Origin of the sequence: Rhodoplanes sp. SY1, assembly GCF_046000175.1 — a bacterium.
Classification (GTDB): Bacteria; Pseudomonadota; Alphaproteobacteria; order Rhizobiales; family Xanthobacteraceae; genus Rhodoplanes.
In genome coordinates, this window is record NZ_JBEOMB010000082.1 from 1 (window position 1) to 21031 (window position 21031).

A 21031-nucleotide genomic window follows, 5' to 3' on the forward strand; every position below is an offset into this window, starting at 1 on the left:
GGAGGCGCCCCCTCATCCGTCTCGCCTCTTCGAGGCGAGCCTCCTTCTCCCCGCGTGCGGGGAGAAGGAGCGCGGGCGCCGTGCTCCGTGACACTGAAGCTGCCCAGCAGGCCCGCCACGCCTTTCGGCAGTCCGTACACCACCACGATGAAGACGAGCCCGAGCAGGATCGAGAAGTGGTTCGGAAAATGCGCGCCGATCAGGTCGAACAGCAGCACCAGCGGCACGGCGCCGAGCAGCGGGCCGTAGAGCACGCCGGCGCCGCCGAGCAGCGCCATCACGACGACCTGGAACGAGACGAGCGGGTTGAACGCGATCGCCGGGTCGATATAGGTCCAGCGCGGCGCCATCACGGCGCCCGTGACGGTGATGAACACCGACGAGACCGCGAACAGCATCAGCTTCGCTCGCGTCGTGTCGATGCCGCAGTGGCGTGCCACCGTCTCGTCCTCGCCGATCACCTTCAGGGCGAGCCCGAGCCGCGAGCGGCCGATCAGCCAGCCGACCAGGAAAACCGCGACGGCGAGCCCGAACAGTTGCCAGAAGATTCCGGCCTGGGTCACGTCGAGGAACACGTAGCGACCGACCGAGCGGCCGATGTTCACCTCGTACCAGGTGACCAGCTGACGGATCAGCTCGGCGAGCCCGAAGCTGAACACGACGAAGTAGATGCCGCTGAGCCGCAGTGTCGAGAGACCGACCACCAGGGCGACGACGAGGCCGATGGCGGCGGCGACGAGAAGCACCAGAGGCCAGGGCAGGGCTTCGCCCAGCACCGCGACCGTGTAGGCGCCGATGCCGAAGAACGCGACGGTGGCGAGCGAGACGTAGCCGGTCGGCCCGGAGAACAGCGCCCAGGCGGTGGCGAGCACGATGTAGCTCGTGACCGCGATGGCGAGCGCGACGTGATAGTCGGAGCCGAAGACCGCCACCAATGCGAGCGCGGCGAGCGTGGCGCCGACCAGCACGGCGGGTCCGTAGCGGAACAGCCGGCTCATCGGGCGACCTTTCCGAACAGGCCGGTCGGCCGCACCAGCAGCACGGCGAGGAACAGGGCGTAGTTCGCCGCGAGCGTCAGCCCGGGGTCGACGAGGCGCGCGACCGCCGTCTCGATCAGGCCGAGCAGCAGGCCGGCGGCGAGCGCGCCCAGGAGGTTTCCGACCCCGCCCATGATCACGACGATCAGCGCCTTCATGGTGAAGAGCACGCCCATGGCCGCGTTGAAGGTGAGGAACATCGACACCAGCACGCCGCCGGCCGCGCAAAGCGCGCCGCCCGCAGCGAAGGCGAGCGCCGCGATCCTGTCCACGTCGATGGCGACCAGACGGGCCGCGGTCGGATCGACGGCGACGGCACGGATCGCCGTGCCGGTGCGGGTGCGGGTCAGCAGCAGATAGAGGCCGATCGCGAGCACGGCGGCGAAGCCGAGCGCCACGAGCCGGTTCACCGCGACGGTCGCGCCGAAGAGCGACACCGGCGTCGAGAGGAACGCATAACCGTAGTACTGGCCGCCGAAGATCACGAAGGCGATCCCCTGCAGCACGAACAGGAGCCCGAAGGTGGCGAGGATCGAGTCGGTCTCCAGCGCCGCGCGGGTCTTGGCCCGCCGCACCAGCGGCACCAGCATGACGCGGTAGACCAGCCAGTTCGCCGCGAAGGCGAGCGGCAGCACGACGACGAGCCCGACGAGCGGCACGATCGCGGCGCCCGTGAACAGCACATAGGCGAGGAACGCGGCCGCCACCATCACCTCCCCATAGGCGAGGTTGAGGATGCGGGCGACGCCGTATTGCAGCGTCAGCCCCATCGCGACGAGCGCATACATGCCGCCGAGGATCAGACCCGACAGGAGGATGTCGACGAGGAGCACGGGATACGTCCGGCGAATGACCGAGGAAATTCCGCCCTCATCCTGAGGAGCGGACCGAGGTCCGCGTCTCGAAGGATGGGGGCGGCCTCATGGTTCGAGACGCGCTCCTGCGGAGCGCTCCTCACCATGAGGAGCGATGCTGTCTGTCCGGAATGACTGGGGGAACGCTACGGCCCCCAGGCGGGCTTGGGCACGATCGCGGCGCGGGCGCCGTCCTTCTTCGTCGGCGCGATGCCGTAGAACTCGCCGCCCTGCCACTGGCCGACCGCCCAGACGTCCTTCAGCAATCCACCCTCGAGCTTCACCTTGCCGATGATGGTCTCGAAGGTGCCGTTCTGCAGCTCCTTGATCACCGCGGCGCGGTCGAGGCCGACGCGCTCGATCGCCTGCTGCAGCGCCTGCAGGCTGGCGAAGGTGATCGGGTTCGCCCAGCGGTCCGGCTCGCGGCCGACGCCGGCCTTGTGGCGCTCCAGATAGTCCTTCAGGAGCGGGGAGTCGGCGTTCCACCCGCCGATGCCCATCACGCCGTCGGCGTTGCCGCCGAAGCGCTGCTTGAACAGCGGGAACGCCGTGCCGACGCCGGTGAAGAACACCTTGGGATTGAAGCCGAGGACCTTGGCTGCGTCGGTGACGGCCAGCGTGTCGGACGGATAGCTGAACGAGACGAACACGTCCGGGCTCGTCGCCATCGCGTCCTTCAGCATCGGCTGCATGTCCTGCGTGCCGGCCGGATAGGACTTGTCGTAGGCGAGCTTGAAGCCGGCCTTGGCGAAGGCGTCGCGGGCCGCCGTCGACAGCTCGATGCCGAACTGGTCGGAGACCGCGATCATCGCGACCGTCGGCCCGATCTCGCCCTTGTCGCGGAGACTTTTCAGCAGTGCCACCATCTCGACCGAGATGTCGGAGGGCAGGCCGAGCCAGAACGAGGCGTTGGGCCAGCGCTTGGCCAGCTCGGGCGCCCGGTTGGTGTTGGTCGTCACCGCGAGATGCGGATAGCCGAGCCGGTTGAGGATCGGCCCGACCGCGAGGTTTTGGCCGGTGCCCCATGGCGGCAGGATGAAATCGACCTTGTCCTGGCTGGCCAGCCGCTCGATCGCCTTGATGGCCTCCTCGGAGTTGGAGCGGTCGTCGTACTCGATCACCTCGATCGGCACGCGCTTGTCGCCGATCTTGAGGCCGCCGGCGGCGTTCACCTCCTTCACCCAGAGCTGGTAGACCGGCAGGGTCGTGATGCTGGCGCCGCCCGTGAACGGGCCGGTCTTCGAGATCGCGTAACCGATCTTGACCTTGTCGGGCGCGGCCTGCGCCAAAGCTTCGGCGCCGAGTGCAAACAGTCCGAGCGCGGCGGCGAGCGCCGCAGACACACGTCGCATGGTCTCCTCCCTTCGTGGCGGCCCGACTGACGCGGACCTGCGACGAGCGACGGCGGGGCCGGCGCTCGCATCCGACGAGAAGGGGGACATCCAGGGCCACGGGCACGCGGCGGAATGACGCCGCGCGGGTCCGAACGACCCTCGGCGGCCCGGCGGGCCGACACGGGGCGCCACCGCGGCGCGGCGCGAGCCGGTCGTGCCTGCGGCCGGGCGGCCGCCTCCCTGGATGTCCCATTCCCGCCCGGCGCCGCTTTGTTGTTCGGGGGTGCAGCGTCCGGTGAAGCGAAGTTGACCCGAATGCGCGTCCGGGATGAATATCCTTTTCTGGCCCTTTATTGACGATAATCCGGCGTTCTGGACGCCCGGCCATCGGAATTGGCACATCATGGGAGAGAAGTGGATCGAGTCCGGCTCCTCCGGCGTTCACGGGCCGTCGCTGCTGGCGGGCTCGGTGGCGGCCCGGAAGGTCGCCCTGCAGGCGATCCGCCCGGCCCTCACCGGGCGGGACTGGTCGCTCGGGCGCGGCGCCGCCGGGCGCCTCTCCCACGCCATCCTGGTGACGACCGGGCAGGGGCACCTGGTCGGCCCCGAGCCGCCGCTCGTGGTCTCCGGCCCGGCACTCGTGTGGGTGCCGCCGCGTGCCGCCGAGCGGCTGCACCTCGAAGCCGGGGCGAGCGGCTGGCTGCTCGCCATCGCCGACGATCTCCTCGCCTCGACGATCAGCGGCAACGTCGAGTCCGCCGTGCTGGCGACGATCGCCGGGCGGCTGCTCGCCGTGCCGGTCGGCTCGCCCGAGGCGCTCGCCGACCTCTCCCATGCGTTCGCGGCGATCGAGCGCGAGCTCGCCGGCGCGACCCGCGGCGCCTGGACGGCGGTGACGGCGCATGTCGCGCTGGTCATGGTCGGGCTGTGGCGGGCGTCCGGGATCGAGGCGGCGGCCGGGCGCTCCGGCGGTCCGGCCGCTTCGATCCTCCAGCGCTTCCGCCACCTGGTCGAACTGCACTTCCGCGAGCACTGGCGCATCCCGCGCTACGCCGAGGCGCTCGCCGTCTCGCCCGACCGGCTGCACGCGATCTGCCTGCGCGAACTCGGCCGCGCGCCGCTCGCTTTGGTGCACGAGCGGCTCGCCCGCGAGGCGATGTTGCTGCTGGAGCGCTCGATGCTGACGGTCGAGCAGGTGTCGGCGCATCTCGGGTTCAAGGACCCGGCCCATTTCAATCGCTTCTTCAAGGCCAATGCCGGCCTGCCGCCCGGCGCCTTCCGGCGCGAGATGGCGCGCGCCGCCGCGAACCGCACGCCCCCGCCGGCGCGCCACTCCTACGCCGACTGGCCGTGAGCGCGCCGGGCCGCGCCGCGTGCGGGGCAGTTTCACGACCGGGAACAGCAAACGCGTGGCGGCGTTGAGTGTCGGCCCGCCCGGGCGCGCCTGCCCGACGGCCGCGCGTCCCCGTCAGCACCGGATGTCCGCATGACCCTTCCGCAAGGGCTCGCCTTCGCGATCGTCGGCACCATGATGCTGCTGTTCGTGTGGGGGCGGCTCCGCTACGACCTCGTCGCCGCGCTCGCCCTCGTTGCTGCCGTGGTGGCCGGCATCGTGCCGCCTGAGAAGGCCTTCTCGGGCTTTTCCGACGACGTCGTGATCATCGTCGCGACGGCGCTCCTGATGTCGGCCGCGGTCGCGAAATCTGGTGTCATGGAGGAGGTGGTGCGGCCGCTCGGGCCGTGGCTGACGACGCCGCGCCGCCAGGTTTTCGCGCTGGTCTTCGCCGTGATCGTGCTGTCGACCTTCATCAAGAACGTCGGCGCGCTGGCGATCCTGATGCCGGTCGCGTTCCAGCTCGCGCGCCGCACCGACACGCCGCCGTCCTGGCTCCTGATGCCGCTCGCTTTCGGCTCGCTGATCGGCGGCCTGATCACGCTGGTCGGCACCTCGCCCAACGTGATCGTGGCGCGGCTGCGCGCCGACCTCGTCGGCGAGCCGTTCCGCATGTTCGACTACGCGCCGGTCGGCCTCACGGTCGCGGCCGTCGGCCTCGTCTATCTCGCCTTCGCCTACCGTCTGCTGCCCCGCGACCGCCAGGGCGGCGCCTCGCTCGACGCCGCCATCAACATCGAGAACTATGTGGTCGAGGCGCAGGTGCCCAAGGGCTCGCCGCTGATCGGCGAGCGCGTCACCGCGGTCGGCGACCTCGACGAGGGCGTGAGCAAGGTGACGACCGTGGTGCGCGACGAGGTGCGCCACAAGTCGGCCCATGGCGGTCTGCGGGTGCGCGAGGGCGACATCCTGCTGATCGAGGGCGAGCCGGAATCGCTCGAGCGCGCCGTGGTGCGGGCCGGGCTCCAGCTCGCCGGCCAGCGCGACGGCGAGGAGCCGGCCGTCGAGGGCGACGCCGACGAGGTCGGCACCGTCGAGGCGGTGGTGACGGGCTGGTCGCGGCTCGTCGCCGAGACGCACGAGAGCGCCGGGCTGTGCGACCGCTTCGGCCTCAATCTGATCGCCCTCAGCCGGTCCGGCGAGCGCATCACCCAGCGGCTGCGCGCCGTGCGGTTCCGGCCCGGTGACGTGGTCGTGCTGCAGGGGCATCTCGACCGCATCCCGGACGCCCTGAAGACGCTCGGCCTGCTGCCGCTCGCCGAGCGCGAGCTCGAGCTCGGGCGGGGCCGGCGCCGCTGGATCCCGGTCGCCATTCTCGCCGCCTCGGTCGCGACGATCGTCTCCGGGCTCTTGCCCGTGGCGGTCGCCTTCTTCACCGCCGCCGTGGCGTTGGTGCTCACCCGCGCGCTGGCGTTGCGCGAGGCCTACGAGGCGATCGAGTGGCCGATCGTCGTGCTGCTCGGCGCTCTGATCCCGGTCAGCGAGGCCGTGCAGACCACCGGCGCCACCGAGCTCGTCGCCGCGTGGCTGTCGGTCGCGACCGACGCGCTGCCGGCGATCGGGGCGCTCGCCCTGATCATGGTCGCCGCCATGGCGGTGACGCCGTTCCTCAACAACGCCGCGACCGTGCTGGTGATGGCGCCGATCGCCGCGAGCCTCGCCGGCAAGCTCGGGCTGCGCCCCGACCCGTTCCTGATGGCGGTCGCGGTGGGGGCGGCCTGCGACTTCCTCACGCCGTTCGGCCACCAGTCCAACACGCTGGTGATGGGTCCGGGCGGCTACCGGTTCGGCGACTACTGGAAGCTCGGCCTGCCGCTGTCGGTGCTGGTCGTCCTGGTCGCCGTGCCGGCGATCGCCGTGTTCTGGCCGTTGGCGCGATAGCGACGGACCTCGTGTCCCGGGCGGAGGGGCATCACGACGCTGCGTCGTGATGCGCCGGAGACCCGGGACCCAGGCGGCGGATCGGCGAGCACGGGCGCGGAAACTAGGCCCCGGCTCACGACGCACCGGACCGGAGGTCCGGTGCGTCGCGTCCGGGGCACGAGGCTTCAACGCTTCTTCGGCACCGCCGGCAGGAACGTGCCGCCCTCCTTGGCCAAAAACGCCCGCAGCGCCTGGGCGGCGGGGAGCAGGCGGCGGGATTCGAGGCGCACGACGAACCAGGCGCGCTCGAGCGGCAGGCCCTCGACGTCCAGGACCTTGAGGCGGCCGTCGGCGAGCTCGGCCGCGATCGTGTGGGCCGAGATGAAGGCGAGGCCGAGCCCCGCCATCACGGCCTGCTTGATGGTCTCGTTGGAGCCGATCTCCATGCCGATCGAAGGCGCCAGCCCCGCCTTGGTGAAGAAGCTCTCCATCAGGGTGCGGGTGCCGGAGCCGGGCTCGCGCACCAGGAAGGTCTCGCCGGCCAGCGCCTGCGGGGTCAGGCGGCGCTTCCTCGCGAGGGGATGATCGGGCGGCGCGACGACGACATGCGGATGCGCGCCTATGCGGTCGCTCTCGATCGCGATGCCCTCCGGCGGGCGCCCCATCACGCAGACGTCGAACAGCCCGGTTTCGAACTGGGCGACGATGTCGCGCCGGTTGCCGACGACGAGCTGCAGCTCGACCTTCGGGTGCTTCCTGGCGAAGGCGGCGAGCATGCGGGGCGCGAAGTACTTCGCGGTCGAGACGACGCCGACCGTCACCCGCCCGGCGTCGAGCGACTTCAGCGAGACGAGCGCCTCGCGGCACTCGGCGAGCGCCGCCTCCACCTTTCGCGCGGCGAGCAGCAGCTCCTGGCCGGCCGCCGTCGGGGTGAGGCCGCGGCCGTCGCGGTCGAACAGCGGAAGGCCGATCTCCTCCTCGAGCTGGCGCATCTGCATGGTCACGGCCGGCGGCGTGACGTGGTTCGCCTCCGCCGCCGCCGCGAAGCTGCCGAGCCTGGCGGCGCTGTCGATCAGGCGGAGATGCTTGAGCGTGATGTTGCGCATGGAGTCGCCTGAACGTCGCTTCGGTTAAGCATGGCTGAACGAGTGCTTCAGAACATTAAAATATACTGATGCATTCGAAAATTGCAATGTCCGTCGCGAGGACAGCCGAGGAGCCCTTTTCGATGACCAGCGTCACTTCGCTCGCCCCCACCGCCCCGCAGGGCAGCGCGCCGCAGGGCGCCATCACGGACGCCAAGAAGCGCTACGCCGCGGGCGTGCTGAAATACGCGCAGATGGGCTACTGGGACGGCGACTACGAGCCGAAGGACACGGACCTGCTCGCGGTGTTCCGCATCACCCCGCAGGAGGGCGTCGATCCGGTCGAGGCGGCCGCCGCCGTCGCCGGCGAGAGCTCCACGGCGACCTGGACGGTCGTCTGGACCGACCGGCTGACCGCCTGCGACAGCTACCGCGGCAAGGCCTACAAGGTCGAGCCGGTACCGGGCCAGCCGGGGCAGTACTTCGTCTACATCGCCTACGACCTGATCCTGTTCGAGGAAGGTTCGATCGCCAACCTCACCGCCTCGATCATCGGCAACGTGTTCTCGTTCAAGCCGCTCAAGGCGGCGCGGCTGGAGGACATGCGGCTGCCGGTCGCCTATGTGAAGACCTTCAAGGGCCCGCCGACCGGCATCGTGGTCGAGCGCGAGCGGCTCAACTGCTTCGGCCGCCCGCTCTTGGGCGCCACCATCAAGCCGAAGCTCGGCCTGTCGGGCAAGAACTACGGCCGCGTCGTCTACGAGGCGCTGCGCGGCGGCCTCGACTTCACCAAGGACGACGAGAACATCAACTCGCAGCCGTTCATGCACTGGCGCGACCGCTTTCTCTACTGCATGGAGGGCGTCAACCAGGCGACGGCGCGCACCGGCGAGGTGAAGGGCCATTATCTCAACATCACGGCCGGCACCATGGAGGAGATGTACCGGCGCGCCGAGTTCGCCAAGCAATTGGGCTCGGTGATCGTGATGGTCGACCTGGTGATCGGCTGGACCGCGATCCAGTCGATGGCCGAGTGGGCGCGCGCCAACGACATGATCCTGCACATGCATCGCGCCGGCCACGGCACCTACACGCGGCAGAAGAACCACGGCGTGTCGTTCCGGGTAATCGCCAAGTGGCTGCGGCTCGCCGGCGTCGACCACCTGCACGCCGGCACGGCGGTCGGCAAGCTGGAAGGCGACCCGATGACCGTGCAGGGCTACTACAACATCTGCCGTGAACGGCAGAACCAGGTTGACTTGCCGCGCGGAATTTTCTTCGAGCAGGACTGGGCCGACATCCGCCGGGTCATGCCGGTCGCCTCGGGTGGCATCCACGCCGGCCAGATGCACCAGCTGATCAACCTGTTCGGCGACGACGTGGTGCTGCAGTTCGGCGGCGGCACGATCGGGCATCCGATGGGCATCGAGGCGGGCGCCATCGCCAACCGCGTCGCGCTGGAGGCCATGGTGCTGGCCCGCAACGAGGGCCGCGACATCATGGCGGAAGGTCCGGAGATCCTGCAGGCCGCGGCGAAGTGGTGCAAGCCGCTGGAGGCCGCCCTGCACACCTGGGGCTCTGTGACGTTCGACTACACCTCGACCGACACCTCGGACTTCGTGCCGACCGCCTCGGTGGCGTGATTCAGCAGCCTCGGTCATTCCGGGGCGCGGCGAAGCCGCGAGCCCGGAATCCATATCCACCGACCGGGGTTATGGATTCCGGACAGCCGATCTTCGATCGGCTTCCGGAATGACGGCAAACCAATTCGTCGCATCGCGACCAGGAGCAGATCATGTCCAAGATCACGCAAGGGGCCTTCTCGTTCCTCCCCGACCTCACCGACCCGCAGATCGCCGCGCAGATCGAGTACGCGCTGGAGCAGGGCTGGGCCGTCAGCCTCGAGTTCACCGACGACCCGCATCCCCGCAATACCTATTGGGACATGTGGGGCATCCCGATGTTCGACCTGAAGGACGCCGCCGGCGTCATGGGCGAGCTGAAGGCCTGCCGCGAGGCGCATCCGGACTGCTACATCCGCCTCTCGGCCTTCGATTCGACCCGCGGCTGGGAGACGGTCCGGCTCGCCTTCATGGTCCACCGGCCGAAGGCGGAGGCGACGTACCGCCTCGTCCGCTCCGAGGGACCGGGCCGGGTGCAGCACTATTCGGTCGTGCGGGGCTGAGCCCTCCGGTCATTCCGGGGCGCGCCGGAGGCGCGAACCCGGAATCGAGACCCGGGGAACGGAGCTTTTCACTGGATTCCGGGTTCGCCGCTGCGCGGCGCCCCGGAATGACCAAGCGAGAGCGTGAGCGGAGACGGTCATGACCATCGGCACGATCGGGACGGGGCAGGCGGTGCCGGTCGCGGGAGCGACGGGCGAAAGCCCGGCCGACACCCGCGTCGACCTCAAGGCGCTCTATCACGAGACCCAGATCGACGCGGTGCTGGCCGAGCTCGACGCCGCGCTGATCGGCCTCAAGCCGGTGAAGCGGCGCATCCGCGAGATCGCCGCCTATCTCCTGGTCGACAAGGCGCGCCGCACGCTCGGGCTCACCGCGACGCCGCCGACCCTGCACATGGCGTTCACGGGGAATCCCGGCACCGGCAAGACCACGGTGGCGCTGCGCATGGCGAGCATCCTGCATCGCCTCGGCTATGTGAGGAAGGGGCACCTCGTCTCGGTGACGCGCGACGACCTGGTCGGCCAGTATATCGGTCACACGGCGCCGAAGACCAAGGAGGTCTTGAAGCGCGCCATGGGCGGCGTCCTGTTCATCGACGAGGCCTATTATCTCTACCGGCCCGAGAACGAGAAGGACTACGGCCAGGAGGCGATCGAGATCCTCCTCCAGGTGATGGAGAACCAGCGCGAGGATCTGGTCGTGATCCTGGCCGGCTACGGCGACCGTATGGAGACGTTCTTCTCGGCCAATCCGGGCTTTCGCTCGCGCATCACGCATCACATCGACTTCCCGGACTACGACGACGCCGAGCTGGTCGCCATCACCGAGACGCTCGCGGCCGCCGAGGGCTATCGCTTCGACGAGGGCGGCCGGGCCGCGCTGGTCGACTACGTGACGGCGCGACGGAAGAAGCCGTCCTTCGCGAACGCGCGCTCGATGCGTAACGCCTTCGACCGGGCGCGGCTGCGCCAGGCGATGCGGCTGTTCGACCAGGACGCGCCGGTCGACCAGGAGGCGCTGCGCACCCTCACGGCGGCGGAAATCCGCGCCAGCCGGGTTTTTTCGGACTGACATTTCGGTCGGCGCCGCGACAATGGCGGCCGGCACAAGGCAAGAGCGACGGGCAGACGCGACAGGCAAGGCGGCGGGACTGGGGAAGCACCATGGCGGACACACTCGACGGATATCTGGCACGCTGGGCCGGCACCGACCCGACCCGCGACGCGGTGCGCAAGGCGCTGGTGGCGATCGCCGGAGCGACGGCCACCATCTCGGGCGTCGTCGCCGACGGGCCGCTCGCCGGCGAGCTGTCGGCGACACTCGGCAAGGGCGCCGACGGCTACGACGAGCAGAAGGAGCTCGACGTGCGCGCCGACGCGCTGCTGTTCGAGGCCGTGAAGGCGGCGCCGGTCGCCGCCTATGCGTCCGAGGAGGCCGAGCTGCCGGTCGCCGTCAACGCGGGCGCGCCGCTGCTCGTCGCCGTCGATCCGCTCGACGGCTCCTCCAACATCGACACCGACGTGACGATCGGCACGATCTTCTCGGTGCTACCGGCACCCGACGGCGTCGACCCGGTGTCGGAGGCGGCGTTCTTCCAAAAGGGGCGCGACCAGCTCGCCGCCGGCTACACGGTCTACGGCCCGCACACGGCGCTGGTGATGAGCGTCGGCGAGGGGACCGTCCACTTCGTCCTCGACCGGACCTCCGGCACCTACCGGCTGATCAGCGAGCGCGTGACGATCCCGGCGAGCGCGAAAGAGTTCGCCATCAACATGTCGAACCACCGGCACTGGGACGACCGGCTGCGCCTCTACATCGACGACCTGCTGCAGGGCAAGGACGGGCCGCGCGAGGCCGACTACAACATGCGCTGGATCGCCTCGATGGTGGCGGAGGCGCACCGCATCATCATCCGGGGTGGCATCTACCTGTATCCGGCCGACACGCGCGCCGGCTACACGCAAGGGCGGCTCCGCCTGATCTACGAGGCGTTTCCGATCGCGCTCCTGATGGAGCAGTCGGGCGCCGCGGCGACCGACGGGCGCACGCCGATCCTCGACCTCGTGCCGGAGAAGCTGCACCAGCGCGTACCGCTGATCTTCGGCTCGCGCGAGAAGGTGGAGCGGGTGTCGAACTATCTCACCGGCCCCGGCGAGATCGCCGAGCGCTCGCCGCTGTTCTCCAAGCGAGGCCTGCTCACGGCGTGAGATCACGCTTTCCGAGGTTTGATTTGAGCCATTTCCCGGTCATTCCGGGGCGCCGCACAGCGGCGAACCCGGAATCCAGCCAAAATCTCCGTCGTCGCCGCTGGATTCCGGGTTCGCACCTGCGGTGCGCCCCGGAATGACGGCAGACTGAAATTCCGGGTCGAGAACAATGTCCGTCAAGCATCCGATCATCTCGGTCACCGGCTCCTCCGGAGCGGGCACCACCACGGTCAAGCACACCTTCGATCAGATCTTCCGCCGCGAGGGCATCACGGCGGTGTCGATCGAGGGCGACGCCTTCCATCGCTTCGACCGCGCCGCCATGAAGGCCGAGATCGCGCGGCGCGCCGCCGAGGGCGACCAGACCTTCAGCCACTTCAACGTCGAGGCCAACGAGCTCGAGGAGCTCGAGCGGGTGTTTCGCGATTACGGCCTCACCGGCAAGGGGCGCACGCGGCACTACGTGCACGACGACAAGGAGGCCGAGCGCTACGGCGTGCCGCCCGGCAACTTCACCGACTGGGCGCCGTTCGAGGACAAGTCGGATCTGCTGTTCTACGAAGGCCTGCACGGGGCGGTCGCGACCGACACGATCAACATCGCCCAGTACGCGGACCTGAAGATCGGCGTCGTGCCGGTGATCAATCTCGAATGGATCCAGAAGATCCATCGCGACCGCGCGGCGCGCGGCTACTCGACCGAGGCCGTCACCGACACGATCCTGCGCCGCATGCACGCCTATGTGCACGTGATCTGCCCGCAGTTCACCGAGACCGACATCAACTTCCAGCGCGTGCCCACCGTCGACACGTCGAATCCGCTGGTCGCCCGCTGGATTCCGACGCCGGACGAGTCGATGGTGGTGATCCGCTTCAAGAACCCGCGCGGCATCGACTTCGCCTATCTGCGCACCATGATCGACGGCAGCTTCATGAGCCGCGCCAACTCGATCGTGATTCCGGGCGGCAAGCTCGACCTCGCCATGCAGCTCATCCTGACGCCGATGATCTTAAAACTCGTCGAGCGCAAGCGCCGCGCCCTGGCGTGACGTCCAGACTTCGTCATGGCCGGGCTCGTCCCGGCCATCCACGACGCGAAAGCGCGGCGGGCCAGACCGTGGATGGCCGGGACAGGCCCGGCCATGACGGCCGAGAGGCCGGCATTCGGAATTCGAGAGACAAAGTCCGGGGAGACACCACCATGACCATGCCGGCGACGATCGAGCGGCAAGATACTGCAGGCGCGGCGCAGCAGGGGCTCGCCTGGCCCGTCACGGCGGCGCTGCGGGCGCTCGCCATGGACGCGGTCGAGCAGGCGAAGTCGGGTCATCCGGGCGCGCCGATGGGCATGGCCGAGATCGCCGCCGTGCTGTGGCGCGACGTCATGCGGCACGACCCGAGCGATCCGCGCTGGCCCGACCGCGACCGCTTCGTGCTGTCGAACGGCCACGCCTCGATGCTGCTGTACGGGCTCCTGCATCTCACCGGCTACGACCTGCCGATCGACGAGATCAAGCGCTTCCGCCAGCTCCATTCGAAGACGCCGGGCCATCCCGAATACGGCATGACGCCGGGCGTCGAGACGACCACCGGGCCGCTGGGGCAGGGGCTCACCAACGCGGTCGGCATGGCGCTCGCCGAGAAGACGCTGGCCGCGCAGTTCAACCGGCCCGGTCACACCATCGTCGATCACCGCACCTTCGTGTTCCTCGGCGACGGCTGCCTGATGGAGGGCATCAGCCACGAGGCCGCCTCGCTCGCCGGCCGGCTCGGGCTCGGCAAGCTGATCGCCGTGTGGGACGACAACGGCATCTCGATCGACGGCAAGGTGACCGAGTGGTTTTCCGACGACACGCCGGCGCGGTTCCGTGCCTATGGTTGGCACGTGATCGAGGCGGTCGACGGCCACGACCCGAACGCGATCGCGCGCGCCTATGCCCAGGCGATCGCCGAGACGGCCAGGCCCACGCTGATCTGCGCCCGCACCGTCATCGGCCATGGCGCGCCGACCAAGCAGGGCCATCAGGACACCCACGGCGCGCCGCTCGGGCCTGAGGAGATCGCCCGCGCCCGCGCCGCCATGGGCTGGACGCATCCGCCCTTTCATGTGCCGGCCGAGGTCTATGCCGAATGGGATGGCCACGCCCGCGGCGCCGCGCTGTCGGCCGAGTGGCGGGCGCGCTTTTCGGCCTATGCGGCCGCGCATCCGGATCTCGCCGCCGAGTTCGAGCGGCGCCTCGCCGGCGACCTGCCGGCCAGTTTCGCCGAAGCGGCCGCCGCGGCGCTCGCCGCCGAGACGGCCGCCGGCGCGGTCGCGACTAGAAAAGCCGGGCAGATCGCGCTGACCGAGCTCGCCAAGGCGCTGCCCGAGCTCCTGGGCGGCTCGGCCGACCTCGCGCATTCGAACCTGACGTTCCATCCGAAGAGCGTGCCGGTGACGCGCGATCCGGCCGGCAACCAGATCCTGTTCGGCGTGCGCGAGTTCGGCATGTCGGCGATCGCCAACGGCATCGCCCTGCACGGCGGCTTCATCCCCTATGTCGCGACCTTCCTGGTGTTCTCCGACTACGCCCGCAACGCGGTGCGGATGTCCGCCCTGATGGGCCTGCGGGTGGTCTACGTGTTCACCCACGACTCGATCTCGGTCGGCGAGGACGGCCCGACCCACCAGCCGATCGAGCATGTCGAGAGCCTGAGGTTGATTCCGAACCTCGACGTCTGGCGCCCGGCAGACGCCGCCGAGACGGCGGTCGCGTGGCGGGCCGCTCTGGAGCGGCGCGACGGGCCGACCGCGCTGATCCTCACCCGCCAGGCGCTGCCGCCGCAGACGCCCGCCCATCTCGACACGCTCGCCGCGACCGGCGCCCGCGTGCTGGTCGAGGCGCCGCATGCCGCCGCGACCGTGGTCGCCACCGGCTCGGAGGTGCGGCTCGCCGTCGACGCCGCGGCGCTGCTCGGCGAGGCCGGGATCGCCGTGCGGGTCGTGTCGATGCCCTGCGTCGAGCGGTTCGAGGCGCTCTCGGACGCGGCGCGCGCCGCCCTGGTGCCGGCCGACATGCCGGTCGTCGTCGTCGAGGCGGGGGCGACCCGCGGCTGGCGCGGCCTTGCCGGCCGCAAGGGCGCCGTGATCGGCCTCGACCGCTTCGGGGAGTCGGCGCCCGAGCGCGACCTGCTCACCCGCTTCGGCTTCACCAAGGAGGCCGTCGCCGGCACGGTCCGCACCGTGCTGGCGGGGTGAGGCATGACGCTCGGTGGCGCGTCTCGTTCGATGAAGCGGCGCGTCCGCTCGTCGGCCGCGTGCCCCGGACAAGGCGCGTCAGGCCATCGGCCTGATTCGCCGCAGTGCCGGGGCCCAGGAGCGGCACGACGGGCGTGACGACGGGCGGCACGGCGGCCACCTCTCGCGGTCGCCCCTGGGTCCCGGTTCGCAGCGCGTCGCGCTGCCCCCGGGACACGAGGCCTCCTCCCGCGGCAGCGAACCTGCGGTTCACGCCCCGGGATGACGGAGGCTGCCGCCATCCCGCCGTCACCAAAGCTTGCCAGACAGAGCCGCCGGGCCGAGGCTCGGCGGCGTTTTTGTTCTCGCCAGTTCCTTCGCGCACCGGAGACCCCTGCATGGAGCGTCGCCAGACCGCCTTCCTGTTCGATCTCGACGGCACCCTCGTCGACAGCGTCTATCAGCACGTGCTCGCCTGGCACGAGGCGCTGGAGCACGAGGGCATCCGGCTCTCGGTATGGCGCATCCACCGCCGGATCGGCATGAGCGGCGGCTTGTTGACCAACATGCTGCTGCGCGAGACCGGGATGGCGCTCGATCCCGAGCGCAGCGAGCGGCTGCAGCGGCTGCACGCCGAGAGCTACGGCCGCCGCTCCAAGGAGATCCGCCCGCTGCCCGGCGCCAGGGAACTGCTCGCCTTCCTGACCGACGCCGGCATTCCGTGGACGATCGCCACCTCGGGTCGCATGGAGACGGCGCGTCCGACGCTCGATGCGCTCGGCGTCGATCCCGACAAGATCCCGGTGGTCACCCGTGATCAGGTGCGCTTCGCCAAGCCGGATCCCGATCTCTTCCTCGCCGCCGCGGCGCGGCTCGGCGTCGCCATCGAGGACTCCTACGTGGTCGGCGACAGCGTGTGGGACATGCTGGCGGCGCAACGGGCCCGCGCGCTCGGCGTCGGCGTGATGTCGGGCGGCTACGGCGAGGCGGAGCTGGAGCGGGCCGGCGCCTTCCGGGTCTACGAGGATCCGCAGGCGCTCCTGAACCACATCGACGAGGTCGGCGGCCGCCGCTAGCCGGTCCTGTCACCCACGTCGCCGGTCGAGACCGTCGCCGATGGAGCCGCTCGGGACCCGGCCACCCTCTCCCGCGAGGGGAGTGGGATGTCGGCGTGGCGCTATCCTTTCTTCCGCCCCTTGCCGCGCAGCTCCTTGATGGCGCGGGGCACCGGATCGAAACGCTGCTGGCTCTCCTCGTCGACGACGAAGCAGGCGGGATGGTTCGCCTCCGGCACCCGCTTGTCGGTGGCGCAGCGATCGAACGCGGCGAGCTCCTTCGGGCTCTGATAGTAGTAGTAGGGTGCGATCATGAAGCGCTGGGCGCCGTCGCCCCAGCCACCATAGCGGTCGATCTTGCCCTTCAGCTCGGGGGCGACCGACAGGATCATGTCGCGGAAGCTGTCGTCCGTGATGAAGTTGTCGGGGAGCTGATCGAACGGCCCGTCGAAATAGTTGTTCACGCGCGAGTTGGAGAAGGCGACGCCGACCAGAATCTTCCGCGGGCGCCGGTCGTCGACGAAGAAGCCGTAGCCGGTGCGCTTGCCGACGACGATGCGGCTGGACTTCTCAGGCACGAACTGCTCCGGCACCGGCGCGGTCTCGTCGAGCACGTAATGGAAGAGCTTCAGCCGCGTGTTGAACACCAGGAGGAAGCGCAGTCCCGACTCGTCGAAGATCGGCCCGACGAACGTCTCGTCCGGCGCCAACGTGCCGTCCGGCGGCTTCACGCCGGAGAGGTCGTTGAGCGCGAACAGCACGCTCTTGCCCCGATAGGTCACCCGGTAGAGGAAGCGCTCGACCTTCTCGACCGCGACCTCGTTGGTCTGGTCGAGCACGACGTGGATCACGTCGGTCTCCTCGCGCCAGTCGGCGAGATCCTCCGAATAGGCGAAGTGCAGCTTGCCCTTGTCACGGTCGCTGGCGTCGAGCCGGATGTTGCCGTTCCACGGCGCGCCGTCGTTGAGGAAGGTGAAGTAGTAGTAGTTCTCGGTCGGGTAGACCTTCACGCGATCGGGCAGGGCCTCGAACACGCGGCCGAACATGGCGACCGGGTTGTCGACCGGCAGCCGCGTCGCGGCTCTCAGCTCCTCGTTGTAGTCCTGATTGGTGTGGAGCCGCATCGTCCCGGCGGCGTTCGCGTCGCCCGGTGGGCCGAGCAGCAGGACGGCCACGCAGGCGGCCGTCAGCACGCCGCTGACGCGGCGCGGCACGCGACGGACGGCGGCCTGCGCGGCGCCGGGAACGACCGAAGAGGCGGACAGGTCATCGCGCCGGAACAGGGGCGGCCGGCGGCGGGTGCGACACATCGCGAAGAGCTCCAGGACGAGGGACCGTTCCCAGGTGCGGCACGAAAGTGCGGATTTCTTGACGGTCATCAAGCCGTGTGTGGTTTTTGCCTGGAACGGTTCGAACCCACAGTCGCGTTGCCCCGACAAGACACCATAAACCCCTGGAGGTGCGGTCATGGCGTGGCGTGTGCTGACGATCGTCGCGACACTGGGGGCGTTCGGCGCCTTCGGTGCCGCCCAGGCGGAGCCCAGGCTGGCTCTTGTCATCGGAAACTCGGCCTATCAGGCCGTCACCGAGCTGCCCAACCCGGCGAACGACGCCAAGGCGATGTCCGATCTTCTGGCCTCGGCCGGGTTCGAGGTGACGACGGCGCCCGATCTCGGCCAGGCCGAGATGCGGAAAGCCGTCGGCGACTTCGCCGCCAAGGTGGCGCAGAAGGGTCCGGACGCCGTCTCGCTGGTGTTCTATGCGGGTCACGGCCTGCAGGTCGACGGCGAGAACTTTCTCGTGCCGGTCGACGCGAGGATCGGCCGCGAGGCCGACGTGCCGCTGCATACCGTGCGGCTCGCCGACGTGATGAACGCACTCGCCGCGGTGCCGAGCCGCACCCGCATCGTCATCCTCGACGCCTGCCGCAACAACCCGTTCTCCGAGATTAACAAGGTGGTCGGCCGGGGGCTCGCCATCGTCGACGCGCCGGCCGGCTCGATCGTCTCCTACTCGACGGCGCCGGGCTCGGAGGCCGAGGACGGCGAGGGTTCGAACAGCCCCTACACGCGCGCGCTCTTGAGCGTCGCCAAGGAGCCCGGCGTGCCGATCGAGCAAGCGTTCAAGCGCGTGCGCTACGCCGTGCACCAAGAGACGTCGGGGCGGCAGACGCCGTGGGAGAGCTCCTCGCTCACCGCCGACTTCGCCTTCTTCCCCGGCGTCGCAACATCCGCTCCCGTGGTGGCTGCGACCGACACCAAGGCGAAGGGCGGCGCTACGGGCGCGACCGGCACCAAGGTGGCCGCCGTGACGACGGGCGGCCGCACCAGCCTACGCACGGTCGAATCGTGGCGCAACGAGCTCAAGCCGCTGCGCCAGCCCGATGCCTTCGAGCGCGTGATCGCCGAGGATACTGTCGAGGCTTACCAAGCCTATCTGCAGCTGTTCTCGGCCGCGCCGTACCAGACGCGGGTGCGCGACATCGTCGAGCGCCGCAAGGTGATGATCGCCTGGTACACGGCCGTCACGGTCAACACGACGGCGTCCTACGAGCTGTTCCTGGCGCAGTATCCCGGCTCCGACCTGATGCTGACGGCGCAGCGCCTGCTGTCGCGGGCCGGCAACCGCCAGATCGCCATCGCGACCCCGGTCGCGGTCGCGCCGGTCTGCCCGCCCGTCCCGGCCCCGGCGATCAAGCCGACCCGGCGGAAGGCCGAGAAGACCGAGAAGCCGAGCAAGAAGACGACCAAGCGGACCGCCGTCCGCGACGGTGGCCCGCCGCCTCCGCCGCCCCCGCCGTCGGCCGGCCCGCCGCCCGCCGCCCTCGGCATCGGGATCGGCATCGGAATCGGCTCGATGATCCGCCGGCCGTCCTACGGCCCGGGTCCGAGCCGGGTCACCCCGGGCGGCCACTCGCACGGCCCGTCCGGACCAACCGGGGGCGGCATGCGCGGCATCGGCTCGTCCGGCGGCGGTATGCGCGGCGGCTACGGGCGGTAGCGCGGTTCGAAAGGCTGCCGAGGCCGAGTGCCTCGTGTCCCGGACGCGTTGCAGCGCGAAGCGATGCAGCGCGAGCCGGGACCCAGGAGCCCAGGCACGGAGCGGTGCGGACCTGTCGTGGGCCGACGGCGAAGCCCGTCGCGGCGCCCCTGGGCCCCGGTTCTGCGGCGCATCGGGCCGTCGGCCCGACGCGCCTTGTCCGGGGCACGGGGCCGAATTCCCGGTGGTCGTCAGCGAACTCGATAGCGCCTCGCGCGGATCGCCGGCTCACGCCTCGATGCGGTCCCAGCCTTCGGGGCCGAGGCGCTCCTGGGGGAGGAAGCGGGCCTTGTAGTCCATCTTGCGCGAGCCGTTCACCCAGTAGCCCAGATACACATAGGCGAGGCCCATGGCGCGGGCGCGGGCGATGTGGTCGAGGATCATCAGCGTGCCGAGCGAGCGGCCGCTCTCCTCCGGCTCGAAGAACGAGTAGACCATCGACAGCCCGTCCTTGAGGACGTCGGTCAGGCTGACGGCCAGAAGCTCGCCGCGGCGGCCGAAGCCGTGCTCGCCGCCGCGCCGCCGGTACTCGACGAGCCTTGTGTCGACATGGCTGTCCTCGATCATCATGGCGTAGTCGAGCACCGTCATGTCGGCCATGCCGCCGTCCTGGTGGCGGGCATCCAGATAGGCGCGGAAGACGCCGTACTGCTCCGAGGTCGGCACCGCGACCCGCATCTCGCCGGCGAGGTCGCGGTTGCGCTCCTGCACCCGGCGAAGGTTGCGGGTCGGCCGGAACTCGTCGACCAGCACGCGCACCGAGACGCAGCCGCGGCAACCCTCGCAGGCCGGCCGGTAGGCGATCGACTGGCTACGGCGGAAGCCGCCATGGGTGAGGAGGTTGTTGAGGTCGCCGGCGCGCTCGCCGACCAGGTGGGTGAAGACCTTGCGTTCCTCGCGGCCCGGCAGATAAGGGCAGGGCGACGGCGCCGTGAGGTAGAACTGCGGCGTGTCGCGGGAGTGCTGGGTCACGCGGCGGACCTCGCGCCGGCATTCAGGGCGCCAGCAGTCAGGCGAGCCGATGCCGGCCGCTCCGCTCGACCCGGATCCGACGACTCTCGACCGGCGCTCGCCTCTGCAACCCGGGCGCCGACGCCCACCCCGCAGACCATCATCGCCTTCAGTAACCAGTCCCGTTCAGTCACCGACTCCCTTCGGCACCAACCCGCCCGGTGACCCGGACCCGGTCAGTAGCCGAGACCGGCCGCCCGCAGGCGCGCCGCCCGCGACCCGTTGTTGATCACCACGGTGCCGAGCAGGATATCATGGAGAAGGCGTCGGCGGTGATTGAAAAAGCACACTAGCAGGACGAGCGGCGACAGGACCGAGACCGATACCCAGAACAGCACGGCATGAACGGCCCCGAGCAGGAAGGTCGACGGCGCCCCGTCGCCCTGGCGCATCTGCAGGTCGACCATGCGCATGCCCCAGGTGGCGGTTTCGGGTCCGCCCAGCGTGGTTCCGTAGTATAGAAGCGCCCAGATCACGGTCGCCGGACCGGCGAGCCAGAACAGCGCCCACCCCAGGCCGAGCGTCACGATCCCGAACAGGAACACGGCGATCGTGGCCACGGCCACCGGAACGAACAGGATGACGACGTCGATCATGAACGCGATGACGCGGCGCATGAGCACGCCCTCGAATCGCTCGGGATCCCGGAACGGGTCGAGCAGCGGCGGCTCGGAACGGGGCAGCTCGGAGTACGCCATGGGGCTCCTCGCAAGGGTCCTGGTCGACAAGGACTTTCGGCCCGCGCAGGGCC

At 69.9% G+C, this 21031-nt stretch carries 18 protein-coding genes; 10 read left to right on the forward strand and 8 right to left on the reverse strand.

Features of this window, described 5'->3' with window-relative positions; genetic code table 11:
* From ABTU92_RS20005 to ABTU92_RS20015, 3 genes are all read right to left on the reverse strand, one after another.
* On the reverse strand, positions 1 to 998 hold a 998-nt coding region (locus tag ABTU92_RS20005; RefSeq protein ID WP_408093388.1), incomplete at its 3' end, for a branched-chain amino acid ABC transporter permease.
* Positions 995 to 1870: a branched-chain amino acid ABC transporter permease gene (locus ABTU92_RS20010; protein ID WP_408093389.1), complete on the reverse strand. Its 876-nt coding sequence runs from the start codon at positions 1868 to 1870 to the stop codon at positions 995 to 997. The genes ABTU92_RS20005 and ABTU92_RS20010, both read right to left, overlap by 4 nt.
* Positions 1871 to 2037: 167 nt before the next feature.
* Entirely contained in the window at positions 2038 to 3243 is a 1206-nt protein-coding gene (locus ABTU92_RS20015) for an amino acid ABC transporter substrate-binding protein (protein ID WP_408093390.1), read from the reverse strand.
* A gap of 385 nt (positions 3244 to 3628) precedes the next feature.
* On the opposite strand from ABTU92_RS20015, the gene ABTU92_RS20020 reads away from it, so the two are divergent.
* Positions 3629 to 4579, forward strand: coding sequence for a helix-turn-helix domain-containing protein (locus ABTU92_RS20020; RefSeq protein WP_408093391.1), 951 nt, complete (start codon positions 3629 to 3631; stop codon positions 4577 to 4579).
* Positions 4580 to 4711: 132 nt separating this feature from the next.
* Positions 4712 to 6499 carry an SLC13 family permease gene (locus ABTU92_RS20025; protein WP_408093392.1) on the forward strand — a complete coding sequence of 596 codons (1788 nt, stop codon included), beginning with the start codon at positions 4712 to 4714 and terminating at the stop codon, positions 6497 to 6499.
* Between the two features lie 167 nt (positions 6500 to 6666).
* Here the strand turns inward: ABTU92_RS20025 and ABTU92_RS20030 are convergent, their stop codons facing one another.
* The gene (locus ABTU92_RS20030; protein WP_408093393.1) at positions 6667 to 7587 is read right to left on the reverse strand and encodes a LysR family transcriptional regulator; all 921 of its coding nucleotides are present in this window, start codon (positions 7585 to 7587) and stop codon (positions 6667 to 6669) included.
* A 122-nt stretch (positions 7588 to 7709) separates the two neighbouring features.
* Between ABTU92_RS20030 and ABTU92_RS20035 the strand changes: the two genes are divergently transcribed.
* The 4 genes from ABTU92_RS20035 (at position 7710) to ABTU92_RS20050 (ending at position 11959) form a co-directional block, all read left to right on the forward strand.
* On the forward strand, positions 7710 to 9209 hold the full coding sequence (locus ABTU92_RS20035; RefSeq protein ID WP_408093394.1) for a form I ribulose bisphosphate carboxylase large subunit: 1500 nt from the start codon (positions 7710 to 7712) through the stop codon (positions 9207 to 9209).
* Between the two features lie 152 nt (positions 9210 to 9361).
* A complete protein-coding gene (locus ABTU92_RS20040; protein WP_408093395.1) occupies positions 9362 to 9751 on the forward strand; it encodes a ribulose bisphosphate carboxylase small subunit in 390 nt (129 codons plus the stop codon).
* Positions 9752 to 9890: 139 nt separating this feature from the next.
* Positions 9891 to 10823 (forward strand): CbbX protein, encoded by a 933-nt coding sequence (gene cbbX / locus ABTU92_RS20045; protein ID WP_408093396.1) that lies wholly within the window; start codon positions 9891 to 9893, stop codon positions 10821 to 10823.
* Between the two features lie 92 nt (positions 10824 to 10915).
* Positions 10916 to 11959 carry a class 1 fructose-bisphosphatase gene (locus ABTU92_RS20050; RefSeq protein ID WP_408093397.1) on the forward strand — a complete coding sequence of 348 codons (1044 nt, stop codon included), beginning with the start codon at positions 10916 to 10918 and terminating at the stop codon, positions 11957 to 11959.
* Between the two features lie 39 nt (positions 11960 to 11998).
* Here the strand turns inward: ABTU92_RS20050 and ABTU92_RS20055 are convergent, their stop codons facing one another.
* Positions 11999 to 12160: a hypothetical protein gene (locus ABTU92_RS20055; RefSeq protein WP_408093398.1), complete on the reverse strand. Its 162-nt coding sequence runs from the start codon at positions 12158 to 12160 to the stop codon at positions 11999 to 12001.
* Here ABTU92_RS20055 and ABTU92_RS20060 point away from each other — a divergent pair.
* The 3 genes from ABTU92_RS20060 (at position 12129) to ABTU92_RS20070 (ending at position 16251) form a co-directional block, all read left to right on the forward strand.
* Positions 12129 to 13007 carry a phosphoribulokinase gene (locus ABTU92_RS20060; RefSeq protein ID WP_408093399.1) on the forward strand — a complete coding sequence of 293 codons (879 nt, stop codon included), beginning with the start codon at positions 12129 to 12131 and terminating at the stop codon, positions 13005 to 13007. The genes ABTU92_RS20055 and ABTU92_RS20060 overlap by 32 nt on opposite strands.
* 248 nt (positions 13008 to 13255) lie before the next feature.
* Positions 13256 to 15196 carry a transketolase gene (gene tkt / locus ABTU92_RS20065; protein ID WP_408093479.1) on the forward strand — a complete coding sequence of 647 codons (1941 nt, stop codon included), beginning with the start codon at positions 13256 to 13258 and terminating at the stop codon, positions 15194 to 15196.
* 377 nt (positions 15197 to 15573) lie between these two features.
* On the forward strand, positions 15574 to 16251 hold the full coding sequence (locus tag ABTU92_RS20070) for an HAD family hydrolase (protein WP_408093400.1): 678 nt from the start codon (positions 15574 to 15576) through the stop codon (positions 16249 to 16251).
* Between the two features lie 101 nt (positions 16252 to 16352).
* Here the strand turns inward: ABTU92_RS20070 and ABTU92_RS20075 are convergent, their stop codons facing one another.
* Complete coding sequence (locus ABTU92_RS20075; protein WP_408093401.1) at positions 16353 to 17540, reverse strand: hypothetical protein; 1188 nt, start codon at positions 17538 to 17540, stop codon at positions 16353 to 16355.
* A gap of 157 nt (positions 17541 to 17697) precedes the next feature.
* Here ABTU92_RS20075 and ABTU92_RS20080 point away from each other — a divergent pair, with 157 nt between their 5' ends.
* A complete protein-coding gene (locus ABTU92_RS20080) occupies positions 17698 to 19230 on the forward strand; it encodes a caspase domain-containing protein (protein WP_408093402.1) in 1533 nt (510 codons plus the stop codon).
* Positions 19231 to 19497: 267 nt separating this feature from the next.
* Here the strand turns inward: ABTU92_RS20080 and ABTU92_RS20085 are convergent, their stop codons facing one another.
* A complete protein-coding gene (locus tag ABTU92_RS20085; RefSeq protein WP_408093403.1) occupies positions 19498 to 20241 on the reverse strand; it encodes an arginyltransferase in 744 nt (247 codons plus the stop codon).
* 215 nt (positions 20242 to 20456) lie between these two features.
* Positions 20457 to 20978 carry an RDD family protein gene (locus ABTU92_RS20090; RefSeq protein ID WP_408093404.1) on the reverse strand — a complete coding sequence of 174 codons (522 nt, stop codon included), beginning with the start codon at positions 20976 to 20978 and terminating at the stop codon, positions 20457 to 20459.
* Positions 20979 to 21031 lie beyond the last annotated feature (53 nt).